This is a genomic window from Lachnospira hominis (ex Hitch et al. 2025) (assembly GCF_040096395.1).
Classification (GTDB): Bacteria; Bacillota; Clostridia; order Lachnospirales; family Lachnospiraceae; genus Lachnospira; species Lachnospira hominis.
The window spans coordinates 1-17,231 of the sequence record NZ_JBBMES010000004.1 but is presented as its reverse complement, the minus strand read 5'-3'; the positions used below and the strand labels follow the sequence as shown (position 1 = coordinate 17,231).

Here is a 17,231-nt window from a genome sequence, read left to right as displayed (position 1 = left end):
ATCATTCTACTGATACAAGATAATAATAAATTGGCTGGCCACCCGGCTGTAATTCAACATCTGTATCAGGATATTTTTCTTCTATCTTGGCAACAACTGCTTCAGCATCCTCTTCTGTCACATCTTCACCATAGTATACGCTGATAAGTTCTGCTTCATCATTTTCTTTCATCATCTCATCAAGCATTTCAATAAGAGTTGAATCTATATCTTTGCCGACTGCAAGAAGTCCCGAATCGCCAATACCCATAATATCACCATTTTTAATCTCTTTGCCGTCAATTGAAGTGTCGCGGACTGCATATGTAAGCTGTCCTGTTGCAACTGTAGAAAGTGATTCGACCATTGCATCTTCATTTTCTTTTGCACTTCTTGTCGCCTCGAAATTAATCATAGCTGTGATACCCTGTGGAATTGTCTTTGTAGGTATAACAACAATCTTCTTGCCTTCAACAATCGAAGCTGCCTGCTGTGCGGCAAGAATAATATTCTTATTATTAGGAAGAACAAATACAACATCAGCATTGACACTGTCTGCCGCATTGAGGATGTCTTCTGTACTCGGATTCATTGTCTGACCACCTTCAATTACGCTGTCAACGCCAAGTCCTTTAAAAATCTCAGCAAGACCTTCACCTGCTGCAATTGTAACAAATCCAAAGTCTTTCTTAGGCTGGTTTGATGCAATCGGCTTGCCGTTCTTTTTCTGTGCCTCTGAAGCAACAGCAGCCTGCACCTCTGCCTGTTCGACAACTTTCTGGTTATGCTCTTCTCTCATATTGTCAACTTTCATTTTTGTAAGCTGGCCATATTCAAGTGCTTTTTCAAATGCCTGACCAGGATGATTTGTATGAACATGTACTTTTACAATATCATCTAATGCAACGCATACAATCGAATCACCAATTGATGATAAAAATGCCTTAAATTCCTGTTCTGTCTTTTCATTAAACTCTTTATCAAGCATAATAATGAACTCTGTACAATATCCAAATTTGATATCAACATTATCAATAGCTGCACCTTTAGCCTGTGTCTTCTCTGATATATCTGCCTTTGGTTCTGAAATATCAAATTCTGTAACCTTTCCTGTGAGTGCATCATACATTCCTCTGAGGACTACAACAAGTCCCTGTCCGCCTGAATCCACAACACCGGCTTCTTTTAATACAGGAAGCAGATCAGGTGTTGTTGAAAGAACATATTCAGCATGTTCAATTATAGTAAGAAGAGCTTCTTCCAGATTTTCTGTCTGCGATGCAACTTCAGCTGCCTTTTCAGAAATTCCTCTTGCAACAGTAAGAATTGTACCTTCCTTTGGCTTCATGACAGCCTTGTAAGCTGTCTCTGTTGCACGCTGTGTTGCAGCTGCAAGATTCTCAACAGTAATCTCTTTAAGTGATGACATTTCCTTTGTAAATCCTCTTAAAAGCTGTGAGAGAATAACACCTGAATTTCCTCTAGCACCTCTTAATGAACCTGTAGAAATTGCCTTTGCGAGATTCTCCATAGTAGGATTGGCAATTGAACTTACTTCTTTGGCTGCCGACATAATTGTCATTGTCATATTAGTACCTGTATCACCATCCGGTACAGGAAATACGTTAAGGTCATTTATCCATTCTTTTTTTGATTCAAGATTCTTGGCACCTGCAAGAAACATCTTCTGGACAAGTGCTGCATCTATTGTATTGGTTGCCACAATTTTCCTCCATTCCGCCGATACAACGGCAAATGACAAACTTTACGTCTGTCTGCAATAATCAATATATATGAATCAATATATATATATGTGCCAGTTAATCTATTACTCTGACACCTTCAACAAATATGTTAATTTTTTTAATCTCAAGACCTGTGAATTCACAAACCTTATACTTGACATTTTCAATAAGATTATCAGCAACTGTAAGAATACTTACACCATATGAAACTATAACATGGAAATCTATTGTAATCTTATTATCTTCATCAATATCAACTTTGATTCCTCTTGTGAGGCTGTCACCCTTTAAAAGCTTGACAAGTCCGTCTTTCATGCTGACAGCTGCCATTCCGACGATGCCGAAACATTCCACCGCAGTAGAACCTGCATATCTGGCAATCACCTCTGAATCAATGGAAATCATCCCCAGTTCACCATCCAAATAACCTTTCATATATACCTCCATTCACAGATGTAATAAAACACCTGAATTTATATTCTACTTCATTGATGTTATTATACATTGCTTTGACCAAAAAATAAACCCTTTTTCTTCTATTAAGAAGCACAATGCTCATTCTCAGTTTAATATCCGTTTAAAAAGAAAAAAGTGGGTCGCTGACAGCAATCCACTTTTTACTGTTATAAATTTTCGAAAATTAATAGCAGATGCTTACTGAATGAAATTAAGCACGTTCAACTAATCCAGAACGTAAGCATGAAGTACAAACGTACATCTTCTTAGCTGCTCCATTAACATTAACTCTTACAGACTTAACATTAGAATTCCACTTCTTATTAGTTCTTCTATGAGAATGGCTCACAGCTATACCGAAATGAGCACCTTTTTCGCAAATTGCACATTTTGCCATTGATTTACACCTCCTTACGGCTGGGTTATTTTTACCCACAACAACAGACATTGTATCAGACAACAAGACAAAATGCAATACTTTTTTAAAAAAAGTTTGTCGAATGTTTGATATCATCATAATTTACTTATGTATTTTTACTGCTCTGCTTTTTTCCAGCTTTTATATATCATTTGCAAAACATATTATATCCAAGCAATATGAGTGCAATAATAACACATATGCAAAAAAACATATTTTCAGCAAGAAAAAGTGCAATTATCATTCCGATTGCAATCCAGAAAAGTATAAAACCAATCATTCTGCAACACATATCATTCTCCTAAAATGCACATTTCCCTGCTTTATTATATGCACACAGTTTATCTGTTATTCAAATATATTTATTAAAATCTGTTATTCAAATTCCTTTGCAACTCCGTCAATAGCATCATTAATGTCATCATCAGTTGTCACATTACCTGATTTACCTGTGAATTTATCAATAATATCAGGAACCATATCAAGAATTTTTGTGACAGTATCCTGATTCTTGATATTTACAAGCTTAGTTGCACCATTCTGTATAACAAGAACAGCACTTGGTGACATTTTCCCTGTCATTGCACCACCGGCATTATTCTTCTTTTCACCTGCAAATGCACCGGCACCAACACCAAATGAAACATCAACAAGCGGAAGAATGATTGTATCATTTACCGTCACAGCATCACCCACTACCGTCTTGGCTGATACAAATGAATCCATCCCTTTAAAAAGTGATGCCACAGTAGCATCAAAGTTATTCTTATTTTCTGCCATAATATCCTCCTTTATTTTAACTATTATCCAACTTTGATAAAATATTAATTTTTCTTTAAAATTATCTTTTTGAATAATTCGTTAGTATATACCCTTAAAGCTATAACTACTATTCCAAACAGCTGTACGCTGCCTTTTAAATATACCTCTCCTTCGAGAATCTCATTCTCAAAATCAGGAATTATATCAAAATCAAGTCCCAGAAAGCCATACAGGACAGCTGCATACATTGCAGCCCTGCCTGTTATATCAGGCTCCTCAAACCCAAAACGGATATACCCCTTAAACTTTGAAGGCTTAACCTTTGCAATAACAAGCTTTGTCTGTTCCCATAGGAAGCCGGCAAGCTTTCTGTTATTTTCATCTGTTATTTTACTATTAAAATTTCTGATTTTATCAGCTAAATTTTCCTGTTTGTTTTTTATATTTTTAAAAGTGGCTTTTATTTTTACTGCAATACTTTTTATTTTATCAAAAATGTCCGAAATTTTCTGCATGATTCCTGTTTTTTTACATGTCTCAGAATAAGAATCTTTCTTCTCAATCATTTTTTGTGACACATTTTCAGGCTTTTTTAATTCATCAACAGAAACTTCCTGCTGGTACGGGCCTTCCTGTTTATCTTGAAGTTCATCTTTATCAGGCAGATCGTCAAAAACATTCTTTTCATGTCTTTTATGTTCTGTTTGTCCTTTTTTTTCAGTTTTTTTCTCATGGCTTTTTTTCACTGCATTATCATCTGCATCTGTCTTTTTGTTTTTAGGATAAAGTGTAAAAAATAAAATTTTCACTTTCATCAGGAAACCGTCATTTTTGTTATATAGGCCATTAATCCTGAAAAGATGCAAAAGCCATGAAACATTAAACTTAACATCAGGCTTATTATCATAATATTCTGCCGTAAGATTATATCTTACGGGAACAAAAAGCACTGCCATAATAACCGCAATAGCCGCAAGCAGGATAACAAGAAGAATAATCCCTATTATTTTTAAAACCAGAAGCAATATATGAATCATTCTCTATTTCTCCCAACCCCGAAATGCAGATATCCGGCTATGTCAAAACCTTTGGTATTTGAATACACTTCATCAATTATATCTCTTACAAGATATAAAGCCTCTTCTCTTCCTTTTGCAAGCCCCACAACATATATTTTATCAAGATTTATTTTCTTCTTGAAATATGGCTGTAATAAAAAATTTGCTGATGTTATATCAAGCAGATTTTCCTCAGAGGAAGGAAGTGTTATAAGAAATGTATCCGATGTAAATCTCCCTTTTCGTATTCTACCAAATACTTTATATTTTGCTTTTTTAGCATTATCACCCAGATACAGGTTTCTATACCATCTCATTATATATCACAGTCCCATCTATGAATTAATTATAAGCTTCAAAACCTCAACCGTAGCTGCTGCTTCGGCTTCATCAGTACATTGCATAAGTGAAACATTGATGTAATTCTGAATTTCATCAGTATTATTAAAAAATACAGGAAGCTGTGATAACAAAGTTGCCATCACTGCTCTTCTGACCGGAACGCTTGCACTTTCAAAAAATGTTTTCAAATCATCAATAAGCGATTCGCACACCTCATCTGCATATGAATCCTGTGGAACTTCTTCACTTGATTTATCTTTTTCAAGCTCAACAAAATCGCTTCCGGACTGTAAAAGTGAAACCTTTTTAAGTGCTTCGTATACTGTAAGAAGATTGCATTTTTCTGCCTTCTCTTTATACTCATCAATCACCATATCAACAGCATAATCGCACTGGCTTATAACACTTAAAATTCTTTCCTGTTTACCCTCAAACCGGGTAAAATCTTCAAGAATGTCCTCACTAAGTTCATCTTTTCCATTATGTGCCATAACAATCTGCTCTATAATAGAAAATGCAAGATTTGTTTCCTCTACCTCACCGACAGTATATCCGCCTGTGAGTAGTATTGTATACAAATCATTAACCATCTGTGCCAGAAGTACAAAATAATCTGCAAGATCTGTTACTTTTTCAGCACCAATCTGTAATGCATCATGAAGTTTCTTGTACTCGTCTTTGTCAAGGGATGTGTAATCTGCATTTTCAAGTAAACCAACAAGTTCATGCATTTCAGGCATAATTTCATCAAAGCCTTCCGGCTTATGTATTGTGGCTGTTGTCTTTAAAGAATAGGCAAAATCATCAATTGTGCCTTTCTGGGCACCATGATACAAAGAGAATGCATCTCTTAAATATTCATAAAACTTATTTCTTGACAATCTCATAGGAAGCTGGCCTACAACCTCTGCTATCTTACTGTGAATAACCACATTATCCTTATCAGATAATATATAATGCATCAAATCATTTGTAAGATACGTATTATAATATTCTTTATCAAACTTATCATCCCTGAATCTGTATTCAATTCTGTTTAATGCATGCTCATATATTCTTAATCTGTCAACAAAAGAAGTTACACTTTCCATAATTCCCGTAATCTTATTTCTTAAATCATCAACAGTTTTAATGTCAATATCTTCTTTTGCTGCAATCTTTGCAACAAGGCTATTAAATTCTTCGAAACATTCATTAAAAAGAGGTTCTTTTACAGGCTGTTCATTATACATATCATATACTGTATAGTAATTCATTGCCAGCTTTATACATGCGAGGGTATTGTAAAAAGAACACATACCCGTCGCATATTTTTCAAGATTAATATCAAGATTTTTACCTTTGCTTATTTCGCCTGCAATATATTTTAAATCTTTCATTATCAAGTTCCTTAATTTTTATTTTAAAATTGAGATTATCCGGATTAACTATTTTATTTAAGATTAAGCTTATCCAATGCATCGCTGAAATCAAATGTTGCAAAATAATCCTTTGGAGTCTCTGCTCTTCTTATCATCTGGACATCACCATTTTCTTTTAAGAGAAGCTCTGCTGAACGAAGCTTACCATTATAGTTATATCCCATTGAGAATCCGTGTGCTCCTGTATCATGAATAATGAGATAATCTCCCATATCAATCTTTGGAAGCTTTCTGTCTATGGCAAATTTGTCATTATTTTCACAAAGTGAACCTGTTACATCATAAACATGGTCGCAAGGTGCATTTTCCTTTCCGGCAACAGTGATATGATGATATGCGCCATAAATAGCCGGTCTCATAAGATTTACCGCACATGCATCAACACCAATATACTCTTTGTGAGTATGCTTTTCATGTATTGCTTTAGTCACAAGGCATCCGTAAGGTGCAAGCATGAAACGTCCAAGCTCTGTATAAATTGCAATATCGTCCATTCCGGCCGGCTTTAATACTTCATCATATACCTTGTGTACATTGGCACCGATAATTGAAATATCATTCTTTTCCTGCTCTGGCTTGTAATCAACGCCGATACCGCCTGAAAGATTGATAAACTTGATATCTGCTCCTGTTTTTTCTTTAAGTTCAACAGCAAGCTCAAATAAAATCTTGGCAAGTGTAGGATAATATTCATTAGTTACAGTATTGCTTGCAAGGAATGAATGAATACCAAAATGCTTAACGCCTTTTGACTTGAGAATCTTGAATGCCTCAATTATCTGTTCATGAGTCATACCATACTTGGCATCTCCCGGATTATCCATAATTGAAGTACCAAGCTTAAAAAATCCACCCGGATTATAACGGCAGCTCATTGTCTCCGGGAACTTTCCGTCAAGTATCTTATCAAGAAAATCAATATGTGTTATATCATCAAGGTTGATTGTTGCACCAATCTTTGCTGCATATTCATATTCTTCTGCCGGTGTATCATTAGAAGAAAACATAATCTCTTCCGGTTTGTAATCTAATGCATATGCCATCATAAGTTCAGTCATCGATGCACAGTCAACTCCACAGCCGTAATCTTTTAAGATTTTAAGTATGTATGGATTTGGAGTAGCTTTAATTGCGAAATATTCTCTGTATCCTTTATTCCATGAAAATGCTTCTTTAAGTTTCTTTGCATTCTCGCGGATGCCCTTTTCATCATAAAGATGATATGGTGTAGGATATGTCTTATCAATCTCCTTCAACTGTTCCAATGTTACAAATGTCTTTTTCTCTGCCATTTTACAAGCTCCTTCCTCATCAATTCCATATAAATCTTTTGTATAAAACTCTGCGTAAAATTTTAGCCTACATGACTATATTTGTCAAACAAAATAGTTTAATAGCTGTATTTTTTCCTGTTTTTTACAAGAAACATCACACTTATTACAACAGAAAGAACTTCTGCTGCAATCACCGCAGTCCATATTCCGCTGATTCCCAGAACGACCGGAAGGAAAAGAATCATGACAATCTGGAATACAAACATTCTCATAAATGAAATAACAGCTGAAACAACGCCATTATTTAAAGCAGTAAAAAATGATGATGCAAATATATTTATACCGCTTATAAGATATGAAACAGCATATATTCTTATCGCCTCAGTTGTCAGCTCAAGCAGATTATTGTCATAACTTACAAATATTCCTGCAAGATAACCAGCAATAATTTCAGCAATAAGTGTCATGACAACAGAACTTACAATTATTATAGTAAGACTTCTTTTGAAAAGATTTTTAAGTTCATCTTTATTACCTGCACCGTAATGATAACTTATAACAGGAGCAGAACCAACAGCGTATCCCATATATGTTCCCACAAATATAAATCCCACATACATAATTATTCCGTATGCAACAACTCCATTAGTACCTATATATTTCATAAGCTGCATATTATACAGAATATTTACAAGAGACATTGACATATTGGTGACCATTTCTGATGAACCGTTAATACATGTCTTTATAATTATATCTTTGTTAAAACGGCATTTTGTCAGTTTAAGTACATTATTTTTACCACCGGCAAAATATATAATCGGAATTACAGAACCGACAAACTGGCTTATTCCTGTTGCAAGTGCCGCACCAAAAACGCCAAACCGTAATACATATACAAATAAAAAGTCCAGAAACATATTAGTAAATCCGGCAAGTAGCGTTACAAACAGTCCAAGCTTGGGCTTTTCGGCAACAACAAGAAAACTCTGGAATGCATTTTGCAAAAACAAGCCCGTAAGCATAAAAAACACAGTTCTGCCATATGTCACACAGTCTTTTGCTATACTTCCCTTAGCACCGAGTAAAACAGCAATCGGTTCTGTAAATATTATACCTATAACAGACAATATTACGCCTGATACAACACACAGATATACAAGCATTGAAAAATACTCGTTAGCCTTTTCTTTCTTGCCTTCTCCCAGTGTCTTTGATACAATGGCACTCCCTCCTGTTCCTATCATAAATCCGACAGAACCAAGTATCATAATTATAGGCATAATCAGATTAACAGCCGCAAAAGCATCACTTCCGACACAGTTTGAAACAAAGACACCATCTACAACACCATAAATTGATGTAAATATCATCATTGCTATTGTTGGAAGTGTAAATTTTATAAGTTTGCTATATGAAAAATGATCTGATAACTGAATTTTCATTCATCTTCTCCTTTACTATTGTCACTTATTTTACCAACTAACTTTTCAAGTTGTTTTACATGTTCAAAAGAGAGCCTGAACATCTTTTTTAATTCCTGTATATCAAATGCATCAAACTTATTATTTCTCTGAATTAAGTATTCTTAATCAAGCTCCTGCGGTTCATCCAGAACTGTAACATTAGTGAGCTTACGATTAATCGCTCTTGTACGGACTCCGATAAGCTTCTCAAGTTCTTCGTCAGCCTGTCTTAATCTGCTGCGTGTTTTGTTAAGTACATCCTCAAATGTCTCAAATTCTTTCTTGGCAGATTCAAGTATTTTCCAGACTTCCCCACTTTTTTTCTGTATTGCAAGTGTTCTGAATCCCATCTGAAGGCTGTTAAGCATTGCCGCCATGGTAGATGGTCCTGCAATATTTACTTTGTAATTTTTCTGTAAATCTTCCACAAGCCCCATATTTACAACTTCTGCATAAAGTCCCTCAAAAGGAAGAAACATTATTGCAAAATCAGTTGTATATGGCGGAATAATATATTTATCATGTATGCTTTTTGCACATTTTTTTATCTCATTTACAAGAAGAATTCTCTTTTGCTTTATATCATCTACATCGCCATTTTCATAGGCCGACATAAGATTGGCATATGTATCACCCGGAAATTTTGAATCAATAGGAAGATATACTGTTTTGTCAGCAGATGCCCCCGGAAGTTTTACGGCAAAATCAACTTTTTCATTTTTACCCGGAACAAGCACAACCTGCTCTGCGAACTGTTCAGGTGCAAGTATCTCACCTAATATTGATGCAAGCTGAATCTCTCCCATAATTCCTCTTGTCTTTACATTTGAAAGTACATTTTTAAGATCGGTAACTCCCGATGCAACTTTTTTCATCTCACCGAGGCCTTCGTAAACTTCAGCCAGACGCTTATTTACAGCTTCAAACGACTGTGAAATCTTATCATCAAGTGTTTTTTGCAGTTTTTCATTTACAGTATCATTAATTTTATCAAGACTCTTCTGATTATCATTCCTTAACTGTTCAAGGCTTTCCCAGTTGGATTTTCTCATGCTGTCAAGTGTACCCAATGTGTCTTCACGGATTTTATCAAGAATCTCCCTGTTTTCTTTTCTTAATTCTTTCATTTCATTCTGCACATTTACAAGCTGCTCTTTCGCCCTGCCCTGCTGTGTTTCCTGTGACTCTCTTAACTCCCTGCCAAGTGCTGTTATATTATTAACCATAAGGTTATTCTGACGGTTAAGCTGGTCATAAAGTGTAGAAATCTGTGCTGCAAACGTCTGTGACATCATATCAAGCTGCTGATTAACTCTTTTATATTCATCAGTATTTTTATTTTTCATGCTTACTGTTAAACATAAAACCGAAATTATTATGCTTACAACACAGCACATGAGAATAATAAATTGCATATCTTTAATCCTTTCTTTATTACTGCATGCTGTATGTCACGCGGCTTAACGTATTGATTCAATTATGCCTTCAGCATCCGCTTTTGCCAATGCATCAAGTTTATCATTAGTGCAAAGAAAATTCCTGTAATCATTTTCATTACTTAAAAAAGCATGTTCAATAATTATCGTTGGAAGTCCGGCTTCGGTTCCGCAATAAAGAAGTGTATAATAATCAGCCTGTGAGCCATCGGGATATGTCGCACCTACGGTATTTACCCTCTGCAGAATTCCCTGTGTATTTTCTGTATTCCAGTCATTTGCTATTGGTAACCCAAGCCGGTTAAGCTTTGAAATCACAGACAATGCCATTCCTCTTTCTGTGTCATAAAGACTTCCGACTTTTGTATTTGCAGGCTGATATCTGCTGCAGCTCATAAGAACCATACATCCATGCGAATTTACTTCGTCAGTGCTTCTGCTGTTTACATGGACTGATATAAAATAATCTGCTTCATTTGCAACAGCATAATCAATCCTCTGAATAAGGCCAAGCCCCTGATTTTCATTTCTTGTAAGTATAACTTTGATTCCGTCATACTGCTCAAGATAAGACTTTAAACTTGTCGCAATCCTGTAATTTAAGTCTTTTTCCATAACAAGCTTTCCGTCATAAGTTTCTTTTGTGCCCTCATCGTTATCTCCGCCATGTCCGGGGTCTATACATATTATTATCGGTCTGCTTTCCCCTGGAGTCTCATCGTTTCGTGATTCTTCCTCATATTCCTCATAATATGTATCATCTGAATCTTCTACTGTTGAATCTTCATCAACTTCTTCCTGTATATCGACATTTTCTTCACTTGATTCTTCTGTCATATTTTCACTTTCTGTTTCTTTTATACTTTCAGTTTCAGTTTGTTTTTCTGTCAGTGCAATATCGGAAGCTGTTGTTTCGACTACATTCTGTGTATTTAATTCTGCCTGCTTTTTACTTCCACAACCGGCAGTCACGATTAATAAAGTCAAAATTAAAATATAACTAAAAATTCTATTTTTCACAATATAACTACTCCCCTATTTTTCCTCTATATTGTAATCTAAAACCTGTTTTAACAGGTAATTGCTCATATTGAGCATTTTTATATTAAAATCTTCTTCATCAAAAAGCAATGATACTGCAAAAAGATTCGCTTCATATTCAACATTTTTAAAAGCATTTTTACTTGTAACTGCGAAATTGTTGACCGCATCTGAATGAAGAAGTGCATGCCCCAGCTCATGTGCACAAAGCACCATCTGACTTTTATACTCATATCTGCCGTTGACAATTATAATTGTAGGATAATTATCTGATTTTATTGTATACGCCTTTTTATCCGCCGGAAGCACTTTGCTTATAAGCACTTTTATGCCAAACTTATCCGCCAGTTCAAATGGATTTCTCGTATTGTAATTTTCTCGTAAATCCTCTGCGAGATTTTTTATTTCTTTTGCTCTCATTTTTCCACCTACCTGTATTTGTAACTCACAAGTTGTAACTGCTGTAAAATTTCATTTGCAAATGCCACCATTGTCTCGTCATCCATCTTTGACGGATCATATCCGCCATAAGCCGCCACTGTCGGCAGCTTCAAAAGAAATTCCATAGCATCTTTTGGATTATCAAAATTCACAGGTAAATCATTACCGCTTTTTATATCAACTGTTTTTTCAGGAACATTTCCCATCATTTGTGCCGGTGTTGTTCCCAGAATATCACACATTTTTTCAAAAGTTGATACAGGAATCTTTAATATGCTTGAATCCTCATATCTGTAAACGGTTGACACTGAAATCCCCAATTCTTTTGCAAGATATTCGGCAGATATATTTTTTTCTTTTCTTTTTGCTTTCAATCTTTTCCCTAAATCCATAATAAATCTCCTGCTGCATTTTTCTATTAAAATCATACACCTATTTTTGCATTTTCGCAATTATTTTTTGCGTTTTTGCATATTATCATTGACATTTTAGCATAAATGCATTATATTGCAAATTATAAATTCGCATTTATGCAAACTTCAGGAGGTTAAATATGCTTGAAATAACAGACTTAAAATATGCTTCATCAAATATGCCTGTAATTAAAGTTATAGGTGTCGGCGGCTGTGGCAACAACGCTGTAAACAGGCTTTCTCACGAAACCCCTTTTCCAATTCAGTTTATTGCCATAAACACCGACCAGATGGTTCTTGACAAATCAAATGCCGATATCTGTCTTACAATCGGTAAAAAATTGACAAATGGATTCGGTGCAGGAGGAAATCCTGAGATTGCATATGCCGCTGCCGAAGAAAGTACCGATGAAATCAAGGAACTTGTAAACGATGCAAATATGGTTATCCTGACTGCAGGAATGGGTGGCGGGACAGGTACCGGTGCACTTCCCTACATTTCTAAAATATGTAAAGATATGGGAATACTTACAGTAGCTGTTGTCACAACTCCTTTCAATTTTGAAAATCCTAATCGTACAAACATTGCAAATGCCGGAATTGAAAATCTCGAAAAATGCATTGACACACTGCTTGTAATTTCCAACGACAAACTTCTTTCGTGCAATGAAAAAATTGTTACTATGTCCGCAGCTTTTTCTCTTGCAGATTCTGTGCTTAAAAATGCCATTGACACAATAACAAATATTGTATTCAACTGTGGTACTGTCAATCTTGACTTTAATGATTTAAAAACAGTTCTTGGTGACAAAGGTTACGGACATCTGGGAATCGGCTATGCAGACGAAAATACATCAATAACAGATGCGGTAAAACAGGCAGTAAATTCGCCGCTCCTTAACACTAATCTTACAAATGCCAAATATGTAATGATTAATTCATCCGGAGACGTCAATCTTATAGAATTAAACAATGCAATCCAGTACATCCAGGAAATTGCAGGAAAAGATGCAAAAATAATGTGGGGAACTGTCTCAAGTGAAGAACAGTTAAACGATAATAAAAATTCTGTTATTACAATTATTGCAACCGGACTTGAAAATGTATCTGCCTCAAAATCCGATTCAAATATGGCTTACGACAAGGCTTACGTTCCGAAACATGACACGAAAAACATTTATACCAGCAATTCTGATATTCCTGTATTTGACACGCTTAAAAACAATGCACACAAAAAAGAAACTGAACTTGTAATACCGGCATTTTTACAGTCAAGAATGCGATAAAAACGATAACAGCCGCGATTTTTAATTTAATCACGGCTGTTACTACAGAACATATATTTATATATAATAACATACATACTGATTTCATACAAACTCACCCCAAAACCGCCTCTCAGTTTTGCGTCATTACACAAACTCTTTACAGCATCATCACGCAAGCTCTCTCACCACTTTTTTAACTTCATCATCCGGTGTGAGCGACTCACATATTTTTCTTATTGCTTTTTTGTATGAAACATTATCAAGTTTCATATTTTCTTTATCCGTAAGATAACGCCATGTATCTAACGGAAATGTAACAAAACACTCTGCTAGAAGCCATCCTGCCGCCATCTGAGTATAATATCCGTTTGAAGAAAAATCACGGTTCACAAGTAAAAGAATTTTATCTATGTACATTCCCTGCTCTTCTTTTTTATTATTTTCACCACACATGCCTATATCTTCAAGCATAACTTTTTTCATTCTCGGCTTTTTATTGCCGTCGGCATCAACCTTAATATAATGGTCAAGAAGCATTATAAGTCCGGCTCTTGCCTCAAATTCATCTTCCGACAATATACATTTTTCCAAAAACGGCAGAAATTCCTGTCTGTATTTATCCATAATTCTGAATTCCACACAAAATCCATCATTAACAGCCCAATTATCAATAAGCGGAATAAATTTCTTTAAATCTTCAAGAGCTTTGTCAAAATCTTTTTCTTTCGCGGTACCCATTCCTATGATATAACCTCTTAGAAGGGTTTCCTCATAGTATAAATCAGGCTCCGTAAGAAGTTTTCTAAAATCCTCATTTTCTTTCACAAGCTGTTTTGCATATTTTTTCAGTGCCGGCTGACGCACACCGATAATATTATTACACCCCGGAATGAGTGAAGATGTAAATGTTTGATAATTTCCTTTATCTGTCATTGATACCAGTTCATCACGTATATATTTAAGCATAATTTCTCCGAATTTCAATCAATATTAATCTGGCACATTTTCATTGCATCCAATGCTATTTTATGCGATTCGGGTGTTACACAGGCACATGCATCTGCCTTAACTGTAATTACAGCTTCAGGCAAAGCTGCCTTCAACAGCATTGCATTACTGATAACACAAATCCCCGTACACACACCCACAAGAACAATTTCAAGATTATCCTGCTTATTTTCATATTCCGTTTTTATATCTTCTGCAAGTTTGAGGGAACCAAAAACAGGCTTATCTATAATGCAAAAATTATTGTCGCTGACAGCTTTCATAATCTCTTCTCTAATCTGCCAGCCAATTGTTCCCTCTATGCAATGTTCAACTGGTAAATTCCGTCCCTCTTGAGTTTCAAGATAATTTTTTTGATGTGTATCCCTTGTAAGAAAAATCTTATCATAATTATCCTCATTTATAACTTCTACAACCTTTGAAACCGCTTCTTCGCACTCATTATTCCCCAATACTCCTGATGTAAAATCATTCTGCATATCTACAATAACTAAAATTTTCATAACTGTTCTCCTTAAATCATTGTCCTTTATATTTATAACCAGCTGCTTTTTTTCCGCCTTTTATCATAGATGTAATTTTACAATCTGTTGATATTAATTTAGATTTTATATTTGCATTAAAATTCGATTTATACAATTCTTTCCCCAGAATCACTTCATACACCCTTTTAACATCTGGGAGTGTAAATTCTTCAGGTAGCAGATTAAAAGCAATATCACTATATAAAATTTTATTTTTTAATCTTAATAATCCTTCTAATATTATTTCATTATGGTCAAATGCCAATTTTTCATCTGTTATGCTTTCCTGCGTGTACCCTGTCGTATCCACCACACCATTTTTAAATATTTTTTTATGCAGACAATATTTTATATTAATATTTTCTTCTTCATTTTTAAGTTCCAAAATATCATCATGCAAACTAATATCAAACCATAGTGATTTTTTCGCATCATCTCCTGCCAGCACTGGCTGTTCTCTCATCAATGTTATATATGCTACATCTATAACACGCATTCTTGGGTCTCTGTCAGGATTACTCATTGTATACAACTGCTCTAGATATGTATTTGTTACTAATCCTGTCTCTTCCTGTAATTCCCTGCAAGCCGCATCATAAGTTGATTCATGAATTCCTACAAATCCTCCCGCCAAAGCCCAGCAGTTAATATATGGATGATTTTTTCTCTGAATTAATAATACTTTCAGATTATCAAGATATCTGCTCATACACAAAATCAGCATATCAACCGTAACACTTGGTCTTTCATACTTTGACGGCTTGTATTGTTTTAAAAATTCTTCCTCTGTCAATCCATCTTTATTTCTTATTTCTCCCATAAATGCTGCCCTCCATGCAAAGGTATTATTTCACTACTTTTAAAAAAAAGAGTATCACTAATCTTAATCCAGGTCAATATATTATCTGATGCATCAGAAATTTATATCTTATTTTTGTAATATTGCAATATATTCACAAATGTATTATAATTTGATAATCAAATATTTGGAGGCTAAAATAAACATGTCCACTACAAATAAAAAATCTTTAATTATAAGCATTGTTTTAAAATCCATCTCACTTGTTGCATCGTTATATGGATTAATATTTACAATTGATAACATTATGTCTTTTACATTTTTTACAACATTGTCAAATGTCGCATTGGACATAATTCTTATAATATTTATTGTGTTAGATATTATTCTGCTTAAAACAGGCAAAGATTACAAAAATAACAAATTATATATATTAAAATTTCTTATGACACTTTCAATCACACTTACATTTCTTGTTTACATGTTGATTCTTGGTCCCACATCTGAAGATGGACTTATCGGTGCATATTTTCGCAATCATGCCGGAAGTTTCGGTGTACATTTTGTAGGTCCACTATTCGCTATAGCTGATTTTCTTCTATTTGATAAAGGATTCAAATCAAAAAAAATATACGCCATATATGCCGTCATTCCACCTCTTTGCTATGTCGGATTCGTATACATCCTTGCTTTAACCGGCGTACGTTGGTATCAAACAATGACAGCACCATATAATTTTCTTAATTATAATGCTCCTACCGGATGGTTCGGATGGGATTTAAGCCGGATGAGTACTGAAACACTTGGAATAGGCGTTGCATACATGATAATATTGCTTTTATTAATTTTCATAGGCATAGGACTTTTATACCTTACAATTAACAAACAAAAAAAGAATTGAATATGATAACTTTATAGATAAAAACGTCATTTGTCATCAAGCCTATGACGTTTTTAATTCATATTCTATTTCTTTCATCATTGCAATAAACAATTCATCAGGTGTGGCGTAATCACCTATATAATATGTTTGTCCGTCGTCAGCCATATATATTTTAGCTTTTTCCTCATTATCAGCAAATTCTATCACAAGCAAATCACTTGTCACAATATCCACATGAATAGCCTCTTTATTTGGCAGAATAAACCATCTCATACTATTAATACTACGTTCTTCATATATTTCTGCCAATCTGTTACTTGCATATTCAGCTAGCACTCTTACCTTAGTCATTTTTTATATCCATTCTATTCATATTATTAATCCAATCGCCTCTTTATATTTCAATACTAACATAACTTATCTATAATTGCAAGTATTAATATTATTTATTTATTTTAAATATTACTTGCATACTTTTAAAACATATGTTATAAGTA

The 17,231-nt window shown here is 34.6% G+C and carries 20 protein-coding genes; 2 read left to right on the top strand and 18 right to left on the bottom strand.

Going from position 1 to position 17,231, the window contains the following annotated elements; all coding sequences use genetic code 11:
- Position 1: 1 nt before the first annotated feature.
- The 14 genes from WMO38_RS05085 to WMO38_RS05020 form a co-directional block, all read right to left on the bottom strand.
- Positions 2 to 1,702: a DAK2 domain-containing protein gene (locus WMO38_RS05085; RefSeq protein ID WP_349161790.1), complete on the bottom strand. Its 1,701-nt coding sequence runs from the start codon at positions 1,700 to 1,702 to the stop codon at positions 2 to 4.
- 97 nt (positions 1,703 to 1,799) lie between these two features.
- Complete coding sequence (locus WMO38_RS05080; protein WP_021865495.1) at positions 1,800 to 2,159, bottom strand: Asp23/Gls24 family envelope stress response protein; 360 nt, start codon at positions 2,157 to 2,159, stop codon at positions 1,800 to 1,802.
- Positions 2,160 to 2,391: 232 nt separating this feature from the next.
- Entirely contained in the window at positions 2,392 to 2,577 is a 186-nt protein-coding gene (gene rpmB, locus WMO38_RS05075; RefSeq protein WP_021865496.1) for a 50S ribosomal protein L28, read from the bottom strand.
- Positions 2,578 to 2,746: 169 nt separating this feature from the next.
- On the bottom strand, positions 2,747 to 2,890 hold the full coding sequence (locus tag WMO38_RS05070) for a hypothetical protein (RefSeq protein ID WP_021865497.1): 144 nt from the start codon (positions 2,888 to 2,890) through the stop codon (positions 2,747 to 2,749).
- Positions 2,891 to 2,973: 83 nt separating this feature from the next.
- Complete coding sequence (locus WMO38_RS05065) at positions 2,974 to 3,378, bottom strand: GerW family sporulation protein (protein ID WP_021865498.1); 405 nt, start codon at positions 3,376 to 3,378, stop codon at positions 2,974 to 2,976.
- 44 nt (positions 3,379 to 3,422) lie between these two features.
- The gene (locus WMO38_RS05060; protein WP_349161789.1) at positions 3,423 to 4,397 is read right to left on the bottom strand and encodes a hypothetical protein; all 975 of its coding nucleotides are present in this window, start codon (positions 4,395 to 4,397) and stop codon (positions 3,423 to 3,425) included.
- Complete coding sequence (locus WMO38_RS05055; RefSeq protein ID WP_021865500.1) at positions 4,394 to 4,735, bottom strand: hypothetical protein; 342 nt, start codon at positions 4,733 to 4,735, stop codon at positions 4,394 to 4,396. Before WMO38_RS05055 ends, WMO38_RS05060 begins: the two co-directional genes overlap by 4 nt.
- Positions 4,736 to 4,753: 18 nt before the next feature.
- Positions 4,754 to 6,139: a hypothetical protein gene (locus tag WMO38_RS05050; RefSeq protein ID WP_349161788.1), complete on the bottom strand. Its 1,386-nt coding sequence runs from the start codon at positions 6,137 to 6,139 to the stop codon at positions 4,754 to 4,756.
- A 53-nt stretch (positions 6,140 to 6,192) separates the two neighbouring features.
- Positions 6,193 to 7,473, bottom strand: coding sequence for a diaminopimelate decarboxylase (locus tag WMO38_RS05045; protein WP_349161787.1), 1,281 nt, complete (start codon positions 7,471 to 7,473; stop codon positions 6,193 to 6,195).
- A gap of 98 nt (positions 7,474 to 7,571) precedes the next feature.
- On the bottom strand, positions 7,572 to 8,900 hold the full coding sequence (locus tag WMO38_RS05040) for an MATE family efflux transporter (RefSeq protein ID WP_349161786.1): 1,329 nt from the start codon (positions 8,898 to 8,900) through the stop codon (positions 7,572 to 7,574).
- A gap of 143 nt (positions 8,901 to 9,043) precedes the next feature.
- Positions 9,044 to 10,336: a DNA recombination protein RmuC gene (locus WMO38_RS05035; protein ID WP_349161785.1), complete on the bottom strand. Its 1,293-nt coding sequence runs from the start codon at positions 10,334 to 10,336 to the stop codon at positions 9,044 to 9,046.
- Positions 10,337 to 10,381: 45 nt separating this feature from the next.
- The gene (locus tag WMO38_RS05030) at positions 10,382 to 11,377 is read right to left on the bottom strand and encodes an N-acetylmuramoyl-L-alanine amidase family protein (protein WP_349161784.1); all 996 of its coding nucleotides are present in this window, start codon (positions 11,375 to 11,377) and stop codon (positions 10,382 to 10,384) included.
- A 15-nt stretch (positions 11,378 to 11,392) separates the two neighbouring features.
- Complete coding sequence (locus WMO38_RS05025; protein ID WP_021865508.1) at positions 11,393 to 11,818, bottom strand: ImmA/IrrE family metallo-endopeptidase; 426 nt, start codon at positions 11,816 to 11,818, stop codon at positions 11,393 to 11,395.
- An 8-nt stretch (positions 11,819 to 11,826) separates the two neighbouring features.
- Positions 11,827 to 12,231: a helix-turn-helix domain-containing protein gene (locus WMO38_RS05020; protein WP_186836951.1), complete on the bottom strand. Its 405-nt coding sequence runs from the start codon at positions 12,229 to 12,231 to the stop codon at positions 11,827 to 11,829.
- A gap of 161 nt (positions 12,232 to 12,392) precedes the next feature.
- On the opposite strand from WMO38_RS05020, the gene ftsZ reads away from it, so the two are divergent.
- Entirely contained in the window at positions 12,393 to 13,538 is a 1,146-nt protein-coding gene (ftsZ, locus tag WMO38_RS05015; RefSeq protein ID WP_349161783.1) for a cell division protein FtsZ, read from the top strand.
- Between the two features lie 150 nt (positions 13,539 to 13,688).
- Here the strand turns inward: ftsZ and WMO38_RS05010 are convergent, their stop codons facing one another.
- The 3 genes from WMO38_RS05010 to WMO38_RS05000 are packed head-to-tail and all read right to left on the bottom strand — an operon-like array spanning position 13,689 to position 15,872.
- Positions 13,689 to 14,486: a DNA alkylation repair protein gene (locus WMO38_RS05010; protein ID WP_349161782.1), complete on the bottom strand. Its 798-nt coding sequence runs from the start codon at positions 14,484 to 14,486 to the stop codon at positions 13,689 to 13,691.
- A gap of 14 nt (positions 14,487 to 14,500) precedes the next feature.
- Entirely contained in the window at positions 14,501 to 15,031 is a 531-nt protein-coding gene (locus WMO38_RS05005) for a cysteine hydrolase family protein (RefSeq protein WP_021865512.1), read from the bottom strand.
- Positions 15,032 to 15,047: 16 nt separating this feature from the next.
- Positions 15,048 to 15,872, bottom strand: coding sequence for an NUDIX hydrolase (locus tag WMO38_RS05000; protein ID WP_349161781.1), 825 nt, complete (start codon positions 15,870 to 15,872; stop codon positions 15,048 to 15,050).
- 184 nt (positions 15,873 to 16,056) lie between these two features.
- On the opposite strand from WMO38_RS05000, the gene WMO38_RS04995 reads away from it, so the two are divergent.
- On the top strand, positions 16,057 to 16,752 hold the full coding sequence (locus WMO38_RS04995; protein ID WP_349161780.1) for a Pr6Pr family membrane protein: 696 nt from the start codon (positions 16,057 to 16,059) through the stop codon (positions 16,750 to 16,752).
- A 42-nt stretch (positions 16,753 to 16,794) separates the two neighbouring features.
- On the opposite strand, the gene WMO38_RS04990 is transcribed toward WMO38_RS04995, so the two are convergent.
- Entirely contained in the window at positions 16,795 to 17,085 is a 291-nt protein-coding gene (locus tag WMO38_RS04990) for a hypothetical protein (RefSeq protein ID WP_349161779.1), read from the bottom strand.
- Positions 17,086 to 17,231: the final 146 nt, after the last annotated feature.

Bases quoted from the DNA above. Each gene is read 5' to 3' on its own strand.
- WMO38_RS05080 (WP_021865495.1), bottom strand. From the start codon at position 2,159: ATGAAAGGTTATTTGGATGGTGAACTGGGGATGATTTCCATTGATTCA.
- rpmB (WP_021865496.1), bottom strand. From the start codon at position 2,577: ATGGCAAAATGTGCAATTTGCGAAAAAGGTGCTCATTTCGGTATAGCT.
- WMO38_RS05070 (WP_021865497.1), bottom strand. From the start codon at position 2,890: ATGTGTTGCAGAATGATTGGTTTTATACTTTTCTGGATTGCAATCGGA.
- WMO38_RS05065 (WP_021865498.1), bottom strand. From the start codon at position 3,378: ATGGCAGAAAATAAGAATAACTTTGATGCTACTGTGGCATCACTTTTT.
- WMO38_RS05060 (WP_349161789.1), bottom strand. From the start codon at position 4,397: ATGATTCATATATTGCTTCTGGTTTTAAAAATAATAGGGATTATTCTT.
- WMO38_RS05055 (WP_021865500.1), bottom strand. From the start codon at position 4,735: ATGAGATGGTATAGAAACCTGTATCTGGGTGATAATGCTAAAAAAGCA.
- WMO38_RS05050 (WP_349161788.1), bottom strand. From the start codon at position 6,139: ATGAAAGATTTAAAATATATTGCAGGCGAAATAAGCAAAGGTAAAAAT.
- WMO38_RS05045 (WP_349161787.1), bottom strand. From the start codon at position 7,473: ATGGCAGAGAAAAAGACATTTGTAACATTGGAACAGTTGAAGGAGATT.
- WMO38_RS05040 (WP_349161786.1), bottom strand. From the start codon at position 8,900: ATGAAAATTCAGTTATCAGATCATTTTTCATATAGCAAACTTATAAAA.
- WMO38_RS05035 (WP_349161785.1), bottom strand. From the start codon at position 10,336: ATGCAATTTATTATTCTCATGTGCTGTGTTGTAAGCATAATAATTTCG.
- WMO38_RS05025 (WP_021865508.1), bottom strand. From the start codon at position 11,818: ATGAGAGCAAAAGAAATAAAAAATCTCGCAGAGGATTTACGAGAAAAT.
- WMO38_RS05020 (WP_186836951.1), bottom strand. From the start codon at position 12,231: ATGGATTTAGGGAAAAGATTGAAAGCAAAAAGAAAAGAAAAAAATATA.
- ftsZ (WP_349161783.1), top strand. From the start codon at position 12,393: ATGCTTGAAATAACAGACTTAAAATATGCTTCATCAAATATGCCTGTA.
- WMO38_RS05010 (WP_349161782.1), bottom strand. From the start codon at position 14,486: ATGCTTAAATATATACGTGATGAACTGGTATCAATGACAGATAAAGGA.
- WMO38_RS05005 (WP_021865512.1), bottom strand. From the start codon at position 15,031: ATGAAAATTTTAGTTATTGTAGATATGCAGAATGATTTTACATCAGGA.
- WMO38_RS05000 (WP_349161781.1), bottom strand. From the start codon at position 15,872: ATGGGAGAAATAAGAAATAAAGATGGATTGACAGAGGAAGAATTTTTA.
- WMO38_RS04995 (WP_349161780.1), top strand. From the start codon at position 16,057: ATGTCCACTACAAATAAAAAATCTTTAATTATAAGCATTGTTTTAAAA.
- WMO38_RS04990 (WP_349161779.1), bottom strand. From the start codon at position 17,085: ATGACTAAGGTAAGAGTGCTAGCTGAATATGCAAGTAACAGATTGGCA.